Annotated in this window: 17 protein-coding genes; 16 read left to right on the top strand and 1 reads right to left on the bottom strand. The window is 30.7% G+C overall.

Annotated elements, in window-relative coordinates:
- Positions 1-65: 65 nt before the first annotated feature.
- The 11 genes from ACZ451_RS07230 to ACZ451_RS07180 all read left to right on the top strand — a co-directional run bounded on the left by ACZ451_RS07230 (position 66) and on the right by ACZ451_RS07180 (position 10,863).
- Positions 66-497 carry a hypothetical protein gene (locus ACZ451_RS07230; RefSeq protein ID WP_464216444.1) on the top strand — a complete coding sequence of 144 codons (432 nt, stop codon included), beginning with the start codon at positions 66-68 and terminating at the stop codon, positions 495-497.
- A gap of 140 nt (positions 498-637) precedes the next feature.
- On the top strand, positions 638-1,315 hold the full coding sequence (locus ACZ451_RS07225; protein WP_464216443.1) for a hypothetical protein: 678 nt from the start codon (positions 638-640) through the stop codon (positions 1,313-1,315).
- 143 nt (positions 1,316-1,458) lie between these two features.
- Positions 1,459-2,256: an ion transporter gene (locus tag ACZ451_RS07220; protein ID WP_464216442.1), complete on the top strand. Its 798-nt coding sequence runs from the start codon at positions 1,459-1,461 to the stop codon at positions 2,254-2,256.
- 169 nt (positions 2,257-2,425) lie between these two features.
- On the top strand, positions 2,426-3,169 hold the full coding sequence (locus ACZ451_RS07215; protein WP_464216441.1) for a hypothetical protein: 744 nt from the start codon (positions 2,426-2,428) through the stop codon (positions 3,167-3,169).
- Between the two features lie 40 nt (positions 3,170-3,209).
- The gene (locus tag ACZ451_RS07210; protein ID WP_464216440.1) at positions 3,210-3,764 is read left to right on the top strand and encodes a hypothetical protein; all 555 of its coding nucleotides are present in this window, start codon (positions 3,210-3,212) and stop codon (positions 3,762-3,764) included.
- 175 nt (positions 3,765-3,939) lie between these two features.
- Entirely contained in the window at positions 3,940-6,063 is a 2,124-nt protein-coding gene (locus tag ACZ451_RS07205) for an alpha-glucuronidase (RefSeq protein WP_464216439.1), read from the top strand.
- A gap of 174 nt (positions 6,064-6,237) precedes the next feature.
- A complete protein-coding gene (locus tag ACZ451_RS07200) occupies positions 6,238-6,780 on the top strand; it encodes a DUF2975 domain-containing protein (protein WP_464216438.1) in 543 nt (180 codons plus the stop codon).
- Positions 6,781-6,782: 2 nt separating this feature from the next.
- Complete coding sequence (locus ACZ451_RS07195) at positions 6,783-6,989, top strand: helix-turn-helix domain-containing protein (protein ID WP_464216437.1); 207 nt, start codon at positions 6,783-6,785, stop codon at positions 6,987-6,989.
- 442 nt (positions 6,990-7,431) lie between these two features.
- The gene (locus ACZ451_RS07190; protein WP_464216436.1) at positions 7,432-8,496 is read left to right on the top strand and encodes a sensor histidine kinase; all 1,065 of its coding nucleotides are present in this window, start codon (positions 7,432-7,434) and stop codon (positions 8,494-8,496) included.
- Between the two features lie 2 nt (positions 8,497-8,498).
- Positions 8,499-9,251 carry a LytR/AlgR family response regulator transcription factor gene (locus ACZ451_RS07185; protein ID WP_464216435.1) on the top strand — a complete coding sequence of 251 codons (753 nt, stop codon included), beginning with the start codon at positions 8,499-8,501 and terminating at the stop codon, positions 9,249-9,251.
- Positions 9,252-9,360: 109 nt separating this feature from the next.
- Positions 9,361-10,863: a nitrilase-related carbon-nitrogen hydrolase gene (locus ACZ451_RS07180; protein WP_464216434.1), complete on the top strand. Its 1,503-nt coding sequence runs from the start codon at positions 9,361-9,363 to the stop codon at positions 10,861-10,863.
- Positions 10,864-11,076: 213 nt separating this feature from the next.
- Here the strand turns inward: ACZ451_RS07180 and ACZ451_RS07175 are convergent, their stop codons facing one another.
- Positions 11,077-11,589, bottom strand: a complete 513-nt coding sequence (locus ACZ451_RS07175; RefSeq protein ID WP_464216433.1) for a hypothetical protein — start codon at positions 11,587-11,589, stop codon at positions 11,077-11,079.
- A gap of 270 nt (positions 11,590-11,859) precedes the next feature.
- Here ACZ451_RS07175 and ACZ451_RS07170 point away from each other — a divergent pair, with 270 nt between their 5' ends.
- The 5 genes from ACZ451_RS07170 (at position 11,860) to ACZ451_RS07150 (ending at position 16,020) form a co-directional block, all read left to right on the top strand.
- Positions 11,860-12,216, top strand: coding sequence for a hypothetical protein (locus tag ACZ451_RS07170; RefSeq protein WP_464216432.1), 357 nt, complete (start codon positions 11,860-11,862; stop codon positions 12,214-12,216).
- A 62-nt stretch (positions 12,217-12,278) separates the two neighbouring features.
- A complete protein-coding gene (locus tag ACZ451_RS07165) occupies positions 12,279-12,962 on the top strand; it encodes a YiiX family permuted papain-like enzyme (RefSeq protein WP_464216431.1) in 684 nt (227 codons plus the stop codon).
- Positions 12,963-13,047: 85 nt separating this feature from the next.
- The gene (locus ACZ451_RS07160; RefSeq protein ID WP_464216430.1) at positions 13,048-13,581 is read left to right on the top strand and encodes a hypothetical protein; all 534 of its coding nucleotides are present in this window, start codon (positions 13,048-13,050) and stop codon (positions 13,579-13,581) included.
- Positions 13,582-13,663: 82 nt separating this feature from the next.
- Positions 13,664-15,280 (top strand): DUF2721 domain-containing protein, encoded by a 1,617-nt coding sequence (locus ACZ451_RS07155; protein ID WP_464216429.1) that lies wholly within the window; start codon positions 13,664-13,666, stop codon positions 15,278-15,280.
- A gap of 191 nt (positions 15,281-15,471) precedes the next feature.
- Positions 15,472-16,020, top strand: a complete 549-nt coding sequence (locus ACZ451_RS07150) for a hypothetical protein (RefSeq protein ID WP_464216428.1) — start codon at positions 15,472-15,474, stop codon at positions 16,018-16,020.
- Positions 16,021-16,136: the final 116 nt, after the last annotated feature.

Below are 16,136 nucleotides of genomic sequence, written 5' to 3'. Positions count from 1 at the left end.
TAACTTGCTTCCATACAAGAGTAATAACACATTTTACAAAATCGCCAACCAATAATTTTTAAGCATTGAAAAATAAAATTCTGAATTACATAGCTTGTGGAATAATCACTCTGAATTTAGTCAATTGTGGAAATAAAACTGAATCAAAATCGGAAATAAAAACCGATAACAAAATTGAAAGTCAATCAAAATTTGTTTCCTCAAGTACAGATAAAAAAGTTGAAATGGTTTTGGAAAACGATGTGGAATTTTTAGTTGTTGGAAAACCGACTAAAGCAAATTTTGAAACAGAAAATATAGACGACAAAAAGCTTATGATTTTTGGACCTGGAATTATGGTACATCAAACCGATAAAGATGGTTTCCGATATACAATAACACCAATTAAAAATACTCTTGTGAATGGTAATTTGGAAATTCAAGTAACTGAACGAATTGAAAATGGAGAGGATTTTACTCATAAATTTTTAGTTCCTGTAAAATTGCAAACGGAATAAAAACTAATGGAACACCTTTTATAGCTCATTGCAGCTGAATTCCCTATCGGAATTCATTACAATTACTTATTTTCTAGTCACGGCGGAATAACACTATGTGGGAATCCCACAGCTAATCATACACAAATACTTTTGCAACTATGATAAGAACTCTATCAATAATTTTGATTTTTTCGCTTCTAAGCTTATCATGTAAACAGTATAAAAATTTCCAAGAAATCACCAATATCAGTGTTGAAACTCATCCTTTAAGGAATATTACTCATGAAATAGACACATTGAATATAAGGGTAAAGAGGGTTTTAAGTAATCTAGGAAATAAAGAGAAGAAGGATTTCATAAACAAAATTAAAAAATCTAAAATTGAAAGAATTAAGGACATCAAAGCAGACACCTCACAAATAACAAGGATATTCTTATCAGGAAACGAAAATCATGTAGTTTTCTATGGGAAAAACAAAACAGATCTAAATAATCTAAGCGCTAAGTATAAAAAAGTGGATTTTTATTTTGAATCCATGGATAGTATTTATCAAAAAATTGAAGTAGGATTATTAGATCGGAATACAGGTAATCAAAAGGTTAAAATTATTTATCCAGATTTAAAAAGGTTTGCAATTTTAGATTTGGATACTAAATATTCTTCAATCCATATTTATGCATCATCAATCAGACCAAAATTAAAGTTGCAGAATAACTCGCTTAAGGAAGAAGTTATAAATAGCGCTCTTTCTACTCCTCCTGATACTATTGAAATACTACGTGAGGAAGGAATCCATATTTATTATGAAATCCCTAAAAGAAATAATAATAAGTAATACAAACTATAAAAAAATATGAGCTTCGGACTTAATTGAAAAGTTTTGAGTAAGGTCAGCATATCAACACTTTTTCATTAACTTGCTTCCATACAAGAGTAATAACACATTTTACAAAATCGCCAACCAATAATTTTTAAGCATTGAAAAATAAAGTTTACCATTTTATCAATAAAAATACCATATTCCTCAAATTCATATATGGTTTAATCATACTAAATGTTCTTGCGATCATTTTAATTTCTTACAAAGAAATAAGGGCAGATTATGGTGAATTTTTGGAGTATTTTGAGATTTTCTCGGTTATCATCTTCTCCATAGAATATATCTTAAGATTCTGGACTGCGGACTTAGCCTATAAAAAAGGGAATGCCTTCTCAAAAAAAATTAAGTTTTCAACCTCAACATATGGACTCATAGATTTGTTGGCCATACTCCCCTTTTATTTGCCATTATTCTTCCCTTTTGATTTAAGGGTTCTACGAATGCTACGTCTTTTTAGATTATTGCGGATTTTTAAATTAGGGCGACTTTCTAAATCCATGAAAACCATCACAAGTATTTTAAAAGATACCAAAGCAGAATTGTCTATTACAATATTTGTGGCCTTTGTGCTGCTCATCTTATCTTCTACACTAATGTATCATTTTGAAAATGAAGCGCAGCCCGAAAAGTTTGAAAACATTGGACAAGCCTTATGGTGGTCTGTTGCAACCTTAACAACTGTAGGTTATGGAGACGTTTATCCAGTAACTGGGATTGGAAAAATTTTAAGTGCCATCATTGCACTAATCGGAATTGGCTTTGTAGCGCTACCAACCGGAATCTTAAGTTCTGCCTTTATTAATAAAGTGCAGACCGATAAAAAAAGAAAAACCGATAAATTAGAGCAATGCAAATGCCCAAATTGCGGGGCTATGCATGCAAAAAACGTGAATTAAAATATAGTGATTAGTACGAGTGTATTCGTATTTTTTGATTTGACTTATTAATAAGAAAAGATTACATATATCTTTAGACTATAAAACATTTGATTATGCGTGTTTAGTCATTTAATTTAAGTGTTAATCTTTAGTTTTTTTGGACGAGACAGCCGTAAAAACAATCTAAATGAATACCATTTCTACACAGTATTTAACTCTTTTACCAAATATTAAGGACTTTAAAAAGTTATGTAAATCATTAGCTGCTTTAGACGCAATTATTTCTCCTGATTGGGAATCTCGATATTATTCTTACCAAAAAGAATGGGGTGAAAATGAAGAATTTTTTGGGATGCGAGATGGTTCTGGAGATGAAATGAACATCCTATTCTCTCCAAATGGTTGTGTAATAAATGGATTTGCACACGAAAGTGAAATGTGCGATTGGAAAGAGGTTAAGATTAAAGAACAAAAATCTTTTTTAAAGAAACTATTTGGAAACCATAAAAAGAAAACTAAATTAGTTCATAATACTGTTCAAGGAGTTGTAGATAGTTTACCTCTTGAGTTTCATGATTTTATTTTTGGAGAACCAGTTAAAAGTATAGGAACAACATTTTGTATTTGGCGAAAAATGAGCGATTCTAAATGGAATATTGGACAACTAAAATATCCCAATAATGATTATTCAGATGGCTCGTCTGATTTAATGTACATATTTGATAATAATCCAAATACCTATAAAATTTGGGCAGAAGCATATTTTGATGATACATTTGAAAATCGAACTTTAGATATAAAGTTGGTTGAATACGTTTATGAGGGTAATTTAATTACAAAAGAAATTGTTAGGAAAATAAATCCTGAACTTCAAGATTTGGAGCAACTTAAAACTGATTTAAATGAAATTGGATTTGAGTATCATATTTAGTAAATGTCAATAGCAAATAAAAACTTAATAAATATTAAAAATGAAACATATCAGTCAATTAATCAGAGAAACTATTACCGTAATAATTGGGATTTTAATTGCTTTATTTATCAATAATTGGAATGAAGATAAAAAGGATAAAAAGTATTTGGACCAAATATTTATCTCTATCGAAAAAGAATTAGAAGAAAGCATTGTAGATATAAAAAATGTAATTCCTAAACAACTTGCATCTTTAGATAGCATACAAACTCACTTTAATAATAAAGAAGCTTCTATATATGATATCATTATAAAGTCTAATGGGATTCATTTTCCAATTATAAAAACAAATTCGTGGAATGCTATTGCCAATTCTAAAATTGAATTAATAGCATATGAAAAACTATCTACTTTAGCTGATATTGAAGAAAGAAAAGAAAATCTTATGATAAGAATTGAAAGACAAATGGATTTTATATTCCAAAACATGGAAAAAACTGATGCAGAAAAGAAGAAGGTTCTTATGATGATAATTACAGATATAGTTAATGCAGAAAAAAGATTACTAACTACAATTGAAGAGTTTTTGAAAAACGAAACAGTTATTAATTAAGAGTATTAAAACCTTGTACGCACTATAAGAAATTAACCTTAGGATAGTTGAAGTATAAAAACAAAACCTTTATTTTTTAGCGAGATTAGTTTTTCAATATTGAGTTTCACTAATAAAACTGCTACTAGATGCCTATTTTAAAGTATCCTTCATTATAACACAAAATGTATAACGAATGAATTATAAGTTTAAATTAGCAAAAGGTAAAGGCTTATTGGTCTTTAATAGGTATCGTTACAGATTAGTTTCATTAATCCAAAAAACCTATGCTGTATTAGTTGTTATTTTGCTTACTACCATAAATACCTATGCTCAGGATGGGCACAAATTATGGTTACGTAATACAAAAGCGGCGGCTATTGAAGTTAAAGCTTCTATAGCAACACCAACCATAGAAATTGCAAAGCAGGAACTTAAAACAAATTGGAAAGGAGTTGATGGAGGAAAAATTTCTTTGAAAATTGTAAAGGATAAACGTCTCAAAAGCGATGGATTTATCATTGGTTCTAATAGCATTAAAGCAAATTCAGATAAGGGCATATTATACGGTGTTTATGAGCTACTTAGGCAGCAACATACCGGAAAAAAGATTGAAGAAAAGATCTATAATCCCTCTTATAATTTTCGCATTCTAAACCATTGGGATAATCTGGATGGCACTTTGGATAGGGGCTATGCAGGTCCTTCCATATTCTGGAAAAATGATTTGAATGTATCCGAAAAAGACCGAAAGCTTTGGAAAGCATATGCCAGAGCAAATGCTTCTATTGGCATAAATGCTTCTGCAATTAATAATGTGAATGCCTCCCCAAACATATTAAAGAGGGAGACCTTTATACGCGTTAAAGAAATTGCTGATGTATTAAGGCCTTACGGAATACGCACCTTTATTTCCATCAATTTTGCTTCACCTAAAGTAATTGGTGGCCTTAAGACGGCAGACCCACTCAACAAAGAGGTTGTGAAATGGTGGAAAACAAAAATTAAAGAAATCTATAAGACCATTCCAGATTTTGGAGGATTTGTTGTAAAAGCCAATAGCGAAGGGCAACCTGGACCACAAGATTACAACAGAACGCATGCCGATGGTGCCAATATGCTGGCAAGATTACTAAAACCTTACAACGGACTTATCATGTGGAGGGCTTTTGTTTACGGTCATAAAGGAGACGACAGGACTAAAGAAGCCTATGATGAGTTTATGCCATTTGATGGAAAATTTGATGCTAATGTGTATGTTCAGGTTAAAAACGGACCTATCGATTTTCAGCCTAGAGAGCCGATCAGCCCTCTTTTTGGTACCATGAAAAAAACAGCTATCGCTCCTGAATTACAGATTACGCAGGAGTACTTAGGCCACTCAACACATTTGGTATTTTTAGCACCTATGTGGGAAGAATTTTTTAATACAGATACCCATCATAAAGGAGAAGGGAGTACCGTAGCAAAATGTACAGATGGCAGCTTATACAATTTCCCTACAGCTATTGCAGGTGTAGCGAATATAGGGAAGAGTAATAACTGGTGTGGGCATGATTTTGCACAAGCGAACTGGTATGCCTTTGGAAGAATGGCTTGGAACAATCAATTAACAAGTGAGCAGATTGCTGAAGAATGGATAAAGCTAACATTTAGCCCAAATGAAACCGAAAAAGTTTATTTCTCGGATAATTGGGTTTCAAATTTTATGAATCCAATTAAAGAGATGATGCTCTCCAGTCATGAAACAACTGTGAATTATATGATGCCTCTTGGCCTTACTCATATCTTTAAAGAGGGACATCATTATGGGCCAGGTCCTTGGTTTGGAGAAAAAGGAATTGAAAAGGCTTGGAAAAGCACCTATTATCATCGTGCTGATGCTATTGGTGTTGGTTTTAACCGAACCGCTTCTGGATCTAATGCCGTTGCCCAGTACCAACAACCACTTAGATCTACATATGGCACATTGAAATTATGCCCAGAAAAATTTCTGCTTTGGTTTCATCATGTGCCCTGGGATTATAAGCTTAGCAGTGGAAGAACCCTATGGAATGAAATCTGTATTCGCTATGATTTAGGTGTAAAAAAAGTGCGTCAATTTCAAGTAACTTGGGATAAAGCAGAAAAATTTGTTGATCCAGTTCGGTTTAAATCTGTTCAGCAAAGACTGCGTTACCAAACACAAAATGCGCAAATATGGAAAGATGCCTGCTTACTCTACTTTCAAACCTTTAGTAAGCAACCAATCCCTATAGAAGTGGAGCGTCCTATTTATATGTTAGAAGAATTAAAAAAACTTGATACCAGAAAGCTTTAGGACAATAAACGGTATACCTTAATTACTAAGTAACACCAAATATAGATTAATTTGGAATGAAATCGGGCATCATTAACTTAGGTATTAATAAAGTAAAAATTATTCTTTTTCAATTTTTAATTATTGTTTTTCAATAATTTTTTATACATTTACAATAATTAAAAATTTAAAGTAATGAAAACAACCACAAAAACAGAAAAAGGAATTAATGCCTTTACTATGATTTATATTATCGGTGTTATTTTTGCAACCACAAAACTAACTGACTATCTACAATGGACTTTTCAACTCGCTAAAAAATGGCGTTTACCGGAAGAGCCCTTTTTCTCTAAAGTTAATCTAATGAATAGCGATGCTGAAATATCAATAACAGCATATCTTATTTTAGCTATAGCATATATAATCGTTTTCGGTTTTATACTATTAGGGCTTTATCAACTGAATAGCACAACAAAATTATTGACAGAAAAAAAGGTTTTTCAAAAAGAAGTTGGTTCTGCTTTTAGAAAAGCAGGAAAATCATTCCTTGCTTTCGCATTTGGTACACTGCTTATAGATATTGCATTTTTAGTTTGGGCACAAACTTCAAGTAGAATAATTGATCTTTTATCAACCGAGCTATTGGTTTTTTTAATTTTAGGATATTTAATGCTCTTTTTAGCAGATATTTTTAAAAAAGGAATAACGCTACAAGAGGAAAACGAATTAACTATTTAAGTATGGGAATCATCGTTAATTTAGATGTAGTGCTTGCCAAAAGAAAAATGCAGTCTAAAGAATTGGTTAAAATTCTTGGGATTACACCTGCAAATCTCTCCATATTAAAAACAGGTAAAGCAAAAGCAATTCGATTTACAACACTTGAAGCCATATGCGATGCTTTGGAATGTCAGCCAGGTGATATTTTAGAGTATAAAAAAGAGTGAGAAAAATTACTTTCATCAAAAGCAAAAAACACCTGAACAAAAATTAAAATATACATTTTACAATTCAACCCTATTTAACGATGATTCAACTCAAAGTCATTTCATAAACTATTTAAAAGTTTCATCTTTACCCTGTTACTATAGTGATATTGTTCCTAAATTTAAGTCTTATAGCATTAATATAATTTATACATTTAACTTATATGTATTTAGGATTATTAATAGTCTTAAAATGTCAGTTAGAGTGCTTTTGAGGTACGAAAAAGTGTATCGAGAACTGTTTTAGAACTAAAACTCAGATTCTCGATACAATTTTTATTCATTTCATTTCTAAAAATCACTCGAATTGACAGAATTTTGTGCTAAATACACAAAGGTTAAATTTAGATAAGGTGAAAAAGTAATTTATCATAATGCCTACTTACATTACAATAGAATTAAAATGACAGTTAAAAAAAAGAAACAGTTAAAATATATAGGCTTTAATGACTTTTGGTTTTCGGTTATTGGTATTGTTATTTTAAGCTTTTCCGTTATCTATGTCTTTAATAATCCATCAGACCAACTTACTCTTGCCGAGACTATTGCCACTTGGGTAATATCCTTAATTTTTTCTGCTAGTGATTGGTTAATTAATAGAAGCATCATGATCCGCTTACGGAAAAAATATCCTAATCTAAAGGATAGTGTTCAGCGTATTGTGTTTCTTTTCTTAGCCACTGTTAGCACAGTAGTGGTGGTTGATTTTATTGGCGTTACTATAGTTTCTTACCTCTCAGAGAACATTAGTTATAATTTCCTAGAACGATCCAGAGCATTAGTATTTGTAATTTTACTCACTATAATGATCATGGCGCTCTACGAAGCTATTTATTTTTTTGTATTACTAAAATCATCAATTAGGGAAGAAGAACAGGCAAAGCAAGCCATTATGCAAGCGCAACTTGATGCCCTTCGAAATCAGGCTCAGCCCCATTTTTTCTTTAATACACTAAATACCTTACGTGATATTATAGACCAAAACCCTAAAGAAGATGCTAAGCAATTTGTAGACAAGCTATCAGAAATATATCGTTTTCTCTTAGAATCTGGTAATGCCAATCTAATTTTATTAAAGGATGAACTAAAATTTGCCAAAGCCTATATTCACGTACAAAAAGAACGGTTTGGAAATAATCTAAAATTGAATTGGAATATTCCAGAATCGTCACTGAATACTACAATTATACCCATGGGCATACAGTTATTATTAGAAAATGCAATTAAACATAACGTCATCTCTAGGGCTAAACCCTTAGAGATAAGTATACGTATTAAAGAGGATTATATTGTTGTAGAAAATCAAATTCAAAAAAAATCAACTCAACTACCTTCAACAAAAGTTGGTTTAAAAAATATTGAAAAACGGTATGGGTTAATTTCTAACAAATTGGTTAAAATAGTAAACGATGGAAATCTATTTTCTGTTTCCTTACCCTTATTTAAAAAAACAGCACTAAAAGATTAGCTATGAAAATTTTAATTATTGAAGATGAAACTCGGGCAGCTAACCAATTACAACTTATGTTAAAAGCTTGTGATTTTAATTTTGAATTGTTAACTATTATTGATACGGTGGAAGATGCTGTACTATGGTTTCAACAAAATAGCACTCCAGATTTAGTATTTATGGACATTCAATTAGCCGATGGATTGAGTTTTGAGATTTTTCAAAAAATAGAAGTAGACGCTCCAATTATTTTTACAACTGCTTTTGATCAATATGCTATTGAAGCATTTAAAGTAAATAGTGTTGATTATTTATTAAAACCCATTCAGAAAGATGATTTAAATAGAGCGCTCAATAAATTCAGCAAGTCCAATAAACCCAGTGCTGTGGATGCTACTATTTTAAAACAACTGCTTAATAGTATGCAAACACCTCCTACAAGAGAAGGGCTATTGGTAAAAGAAGGAAGCGGATTTGTCCAAATTAAAATTTCAGAACTACTGTATTGTTATTCCGAAGATAGCATCACTTTTGGCATTAGCGCTAATAAACGTTTTATTATAGAAGAAACTTTAGATGAATTATATAGCTCTTTAGATCAAAATAAATTCTACAAAATCAATCGCAGTCAAATTGTTGCCAAAACTGCTATTGGGAAAATAGATCCTTATTTTAATCATAGAGTAAAACTTACAATGACCAATACACGAAGTCAAGAATTTATTGTTAGCAGGGCTAAGACAAGTGATTTTAAAAAATGGATGAACCAGTAATATAGCCTATTACAATTCAACCAACCTAAACGATACTTCAGCAAAAACAGCTGTTGTAGCAGGTAGATTAAATTGATATTGCACCCATATTAATTTAATTTTTAAAAAAATGACACTTACAAAAAAAATAATATTCGTATCTATCTTATTCGTATTTCTTCTACTATCAAACGGGCAATTTGCAGTTTTTTATGCCATTTGGATTTCCACAACAATGCTTCTTTATGCAGTTCGAAAATTAAAGAAATGGCAAGGCTTCTTATTTGCATTTCTAAGTTTAGGAATTGGCTATTATATTGGTTTTGATGTGGTACCATTTTTACCCATTTCTGCATCAATTAGTATTGCTGCTATTTTTAGTGTATTTGCTTCTTTACCCTATTTAATTGATTCCTTTTTTTCAAAAAAACGAAATTCATTTCTAAGCACCTTACTCTTTCCTGCTGCTGCTGTTTTATTTGAATATTTATATCATCAATTTAATGCTTATGGTACTTGGGGTCACATAGCATACACACAACAATCGCAACATGTTTTACTACAATCTATTTCTGTTTTTGGATTAGGTTTTATTACATTTTTAATTACTTGGTTTGCAGCAGTATGCAATTGGGTCTATGAGCAAAGAAATAAATGGGCCACTGCAAAAAAAGGAGCACTTATCTATAGCTTTGTTTTAGGTACTACATTAATTTATGGAATATACCGAGTGCAGTTTCAAGAAACCAAAACGGAAACAATTCGTATTGCTTCAATTTCTGCACTAGATACTTTTAAGGTTAGTGTGGATATTAACGGATTAAATAATAAAGAAACTGAAACTGAAGTTAAAATAAAAACTAGAAAAAATACAACAAGGTTAAATAATGATTTATTTGAACGAAGTATAAAAGAGGCAAAAGCTGGAGCAAAAATAGTTTTTTGGGCAGAAGGCAATGCCGTAATATTAAAAGAAGACGAAAATAAATTATATGAAAAGGCCAGTAAAATAGCTTTGGACCAAAACATATATTTAGGTTTAGGAATTGCTGTAATTGATTATACAAACACTAAATTTCTTGAGAATAAGTTTGTTCTATTTGATAAAAATGGAAGTAAAGTTATTGATTATTGGAAAGGTATTTCTGTTCCTGGTGTAGAAGCTCCAATTAGCAATAATAAAACGAATAGAATACCAAAAATAGACACAGAATATGGAACTATTGCAGGAGCAATATGTTTTGATTTAGATTTTCCTAATTTTTTAAAACAAGCTAGTGGTTCAGATATTTTACTATCACCTAGTAATGATTTTAAAGAAATTGATCCGTTGCATACAGATATGACACGGTTTAGAGCTATAGAACAAGGGTTTAATTTTATTAGGCAAACAAGCAATGGCTTATCGGTTGGAACAGACTATACGGGGAAAGTAATTAGTGAAATGGATCATTTTACGGACAAAGCTAAAGTACTGATAACACAATTACCAACAAAAGGAGTACCTACCGTTTATGCTACCATTGGAGATAGCTTTATTCTATTTTGTTTGTTCTTGTTTATTTTTGTTATTGTAGCAATTAGAACAAAAATAGCTAAAAACAATTCTAATTTAGTTCCAATAATTCCGTAATGCTTATGAAGTTTAATTGCAAGGTGAATTCCTTTTTTAGGATAAAACTAGATTTATACAAGTTATACATGAAATAAAAATGTATAATAGTATCCTATAAAACAAAGGGATTAAAAAAGGAATTTAATTTCAGGGGTTTACAGTAGATGCAATAATAGCAATACGATGTGCATTACGCTATAGCTTCATTAACCAAATTTACTCAATACTATATTATTGTGCTTGATAAATAGCCCTATACCTGCCATTAGTTACCGATCTGGTTGAACCATCTTCTGCAACACCAACAAACTCAAATCTGCCACTTGTTGCATCAATTTCATCAGTTTCTACAGTAATAGTACCCATGCCTCCTTCGTTTTGAGTACTCCATGCAGTATTTTGATCAGAAAACTGACCAGAAGTACCATTGCTCTGGTCACTAAAACTAAGATCATAAGTACCTACACCATCATAAGCATTGATAAATAAAACAATGGCATTGCCATTAATGTCAGTACCTTGCAATAAATACGTTGTTTGGAATGTACTCTCTATTAGACCTGCGGTAACTGCCATTGGGGTACCTGTTGATTCAAAATTTAAAGTTTCAACTTGCGCAACAACAAATTCTCCTGCAATATCAGCAGCAATATCACTTTCAGCATCTGAACTACAGGCTGTTGCCAATAGGACAAAAATGGAAAAGCAGAAAAATCGTAAGGATGTAGGGTTAAACTTTTTCAAAATAATTTATTTTTAAAACAAATATATTACTTTTTAAAAATAGAAACGAGATAACATAGATCATTTAGTGATATCTAGATGAGTTATACAAATAGATGGGATTTTTTAAGTTAGAAGGATAACTCAAAACAGAAGTTTTAAGAATCATTAGTTTAATGATTTTAAAAACAAAACCGTCCTTATCAATTTTACAAACTTCCCCATAAACAGGGTAGGAATGAACAAAAAAACTATTGAAATTTGTAAGCAAATTAGTTAAATAGAATTAAAATGAATACTATTTTTATAACTGCTATTTATTTTGTTTTGCCACTATTAGTAGTAGGGCTAATTATAAAATATATATTTAAATTAAATAGTATGATCTTATTGCCTTCGGCAATTATGTTATTACTTTATGTACTTCTAGTGATTTGCTCCCTATTGACCCCTAAAGAATTTGAATCAGGATTGTTTACAATATTTTGTATGCTGCAATTATTAACACTTACAGGAGGACTCATATTAATGGCAAAACAAGAAATAGTATGGAAACACTTCTTTGTTTCCTTGCCATTTCAACTTTTTTATTGGTTGCAGCTTTTTTATTATGGAGGTTTACAGTTTACACATAAATTTGGGATATAAGCATTTTACTTCTTTATGAAGTACATTTTGAACACCTTATACCACCCATCAGCATTAAAAAGATGAAGAGAATACTGAAAATTACGCTTTGGATATTAGGAATTTCGGTAATTTCTTATATTGGCTTTATCATCTTTGGATTCTTTACATACCACAGGCTGTATGGAATTGCAATTGGAGCTTATGATGGACCTTATCCTGAAGATATTAATGATGGTGATATCATTTTTCAGACTTCAAAATCCAGTCAAAGTAAAGCAATTCAATTAGCTACAAATTCCAAATACAGTCATATGGGAATTATTTATAAAAATAATGGGCAGTATTTTGTTTACGAAGCGGTTCAACCAGTAAAATTAACACCGCTTACAGCATGGATAAATCGTGGTGAAAATAGACACTATGTTATTAAAAGACTTCGTAATGCGGGTCAGGTTTTAACCAGTTCTACTTTAAGTAAAATGAAAGAAATTGGGGATCAATTTAGTGGAAAACCATATGATATTTACTTTGAGTGGTCAGACGAGAAACTCTACTGCTCAGAACTTGTTTGGAAAATTTATAAGCAAGCAACTGGTATTGAAATAGGAAACCTTAAACAACTTTCGGACTTTAATTTAACAAACGATACAGTTAAAGCTAAAATGAAAGAGCGATACGGAGATAACATTCCTATGAACGAAAAAGTAATTTCACCAGCAGAAATATTTAACTCAGATAAATTGATTCTAATAAAAGAAAAATAAGGGCAATATGTTGATTTAGCTTTTAAAATGAAAAGGCAAATTATTTAAAATCTATAACTCATCATAGAAGAGCAAAACATTTTAAATGGTACTAAAATATGAGAACATAAAAATTGTAATTGAAAGCGATACGATTCACTTTCCTAATGGATATTTTTTTAAACAAAGTGAAGTAAACCGAATTAAAAAAATTGAATCTAAAAATATTACTGAATTCAATTTAGAAACATTTCCTCCATCATTAGTATATAACGAAAATGAAATCATATTTTTAAAGCACGAATTGAAGTCAGAAATTGAAAAATTTGCCGCACACAATGAAATTCCTATCATTGAAAGGCTTGATATCTGGGAACATATCAACCATCCTTTCTTAGATACGGAGTTTAACGAAAATGAAAAAGCAGCAGCATTACAACTTTTGGCTGATCATGGTATTTCAAAAATTAAGTTAGGCAAAATCCGAAAAAAAGCAGCTAAAACCATGTTCCTAAATTTGTTTGTATGGGAGTGGATTTATCTTGGTTTATTTGATTATCTGAGTTGGACTTTTTTAACGAAAAAGAAATATTGGTGGGCAATGGAAATTGGATTACGCAATTCTAGAAATACAACTTAAAGTAAATCACCTCGGAACAAGCATCGGGGTATTTTAAATCTCGATTATCGAGTAAACCAGATAATGATCTGAAGTATAGTTCATGAAAGAAAAAAAAGAAACTTTTACATTTAGCATATTCACAAAAGAAGCCGAAGTAGGAAGGTCTCGTTCACTAACATCTCAAGAAGAAAAATACCTTAAGCGGGCTAATTGGACCCGATTAATGCAATTATTAGGCTATCTGTTTATTTTAGTTTTTTGTATTGTTGGGATATTTGCTGCATTGGTTGTACTTACCTCTCTTATAGATTTAGAGGGCTACCCGCTATTTGCAAAATATACTATACGTATTGGACCACCATTACTCGTTACTGGATTAGTTCTTTTTTTATTGAGAAAAAAAATTCCTTGGAAGATCTCATTATGGTTAGCTGTAAAAAACCTAGAAGCAGTAGAACTTACTGGTGCTCTAGGAGCAGAAATTAGTGGGTTTGCTAATGAACCCAGTGTTTACCTGCTCAATAAGACCTATTTTTTAATGCCAGAGCATTGGCAAAAATCTATCCCAATGCTATATCCTGATAAAAATAGACTCCCTACTGTTACCCTATGGGCAGCAAAAAGGAAAGATGCTACAAATAAAGTATATTCTTATATTTCTAATAACCCTGATACCGGGAGTAGATTTAGAAATCGTTTTCAAGACTATCATTATTATGCACTTTCTTGTGGCGCACTCAAAATAGATGAAGACGGTAAGCAAAAGCTTCCCTATTTTAGGACACATTCTTTTTGGATTGGGTTAAGCATTCTTTTCGGATTTGTAGGGGTATTTTTATCCATTTACTTTTCTAATGAATTAGACCAAAATAATGCAGCTGTAGCACGTATAGATCGTACCATTAATGTATTAGAGAAAGAATTAAATTTAGGCGATAATATAGATCCTTCTCTTTTTACTTTACGAGGAATTCCTTTATTTTCAAACACTGAGAATTATGGAAACAATGTATTAATACATAAAAAATCTTTTGATTATTATGAGGTGAGTATGACTAAAGACACCGCTCCATTTTTACTCATGCCACAAGAATATAAAATGATCATGCGTTTGTCTTTGGTAAGTCCAAAAGTATTGCTTGGTTATAAAAAGCCGTCTGTTAAAACACTCAATGAGTATAGGAGTCAAATTAAAAAGGTTATTCATAAAAGTACAGATATTAGTAAACGCATACGGAATAATGCCTTAGATGCCTTATTAACTGTTAGTGATACTGTTTTAGAACAGCAAATGAGAAGTTATGGGAACAACTTTAAAGTAGCTACTGCTTATGCGCAGCAATTTTTACCAACTCCATTTTTATATCTTTCCACAACTAATAATTATTCGCGTACATGCCTCAATCGTAGATTATTCTGCTTTGCAAACAAAAACAGACAATCAGATGGTGAACTTATGGCAATTATTCATACCAAAAATAGTGTAGATAATGCGTCTACAGGTTTTCAAATTATTAATGGCCAAAAATTAAATACCATAAATGACTATAAACATCAACGCAGTGCATTACAATACAAAAATCCAAGGGTGTATTGGACACAAGATATTGGTGTAATAGGTGTTCTATTTGTCTTAATCGCTACTGGTTTTGCAGCATCGTGCATCCAAGCAAACATAAAGCTTTCTAAACATTACGCTAGAAAGTATAATATTTAATAAACAAACTCAGAGTAACCTCTTGAGGTATTTAGAATTAAAAATAAATTAGATCAATAGGCTAGTCATGGAGTAATTAAATCTTGCTTATAGAATAAAAATGAATACTTAAAGTTTAAAATTTCATGTATTTTTAAAATAAAATCTCAAAATTAGAGTCAATGGAAAACTAAATTAATTTATAGAAAATAATGAATAGCATAATTTTAGAGAATCGATTTACTACTCATCAAAAAATTACATTCCTTCTATATATTGGAGGTCCCTTTATCGTTGGAATCGCTGCAATATTAAAGGCTCTACTAGATTTGAGTCTCATTCTAAATTACATAACTCGTGTAATTTTAATAGTAATACTAATCCTATTCCTATTCGTTTATACTTTCTTAATCATAATAGCATTTTTAAAAAGAGGTTTCCTAAAAATTAATTCTGACCTTTATAGAGGTTCATTTTTTTGTAACAAGCTATTTTTTAAAAAAAGAATTGATATTTCTAAAACACCTAAAATTGCTGTATTAAAATTTAAAAAATCTCAAAAATTTGGTTGGTTTAGTGCTGCAAAACCAGATTTAGCAACCGAATTTAATAGTTTTGAAATAAATATTTTAAATCATAAACATACTAAACGTAAACCGATCATTATTTTAAAAAAAGAAGATAACATTAAACAAACAATACATTTTTTAACTTCCAATTTTAATTTAGAAAATGAAGTATATCGCCCAGATTTTAGTTAAAAACTATAACCATATCCTTAAAAAAGTTGAGTCTTTTTTCAAAGATTATTTTCTTGAATTTATACTTTTAGAAAATAAAAAATTGAATATGTATCTTTAATAAGTTTATGTATTTT

The sequence above is a fragment of the Allocellulophaga tsushimaensis genome (genome assembly GCF_055383085.1).
The sequence above is the reverse complement of the archived record's forward strand: the minus strand, read 5'-3'. Positions and strand labels throughout refer to the sequence as shown.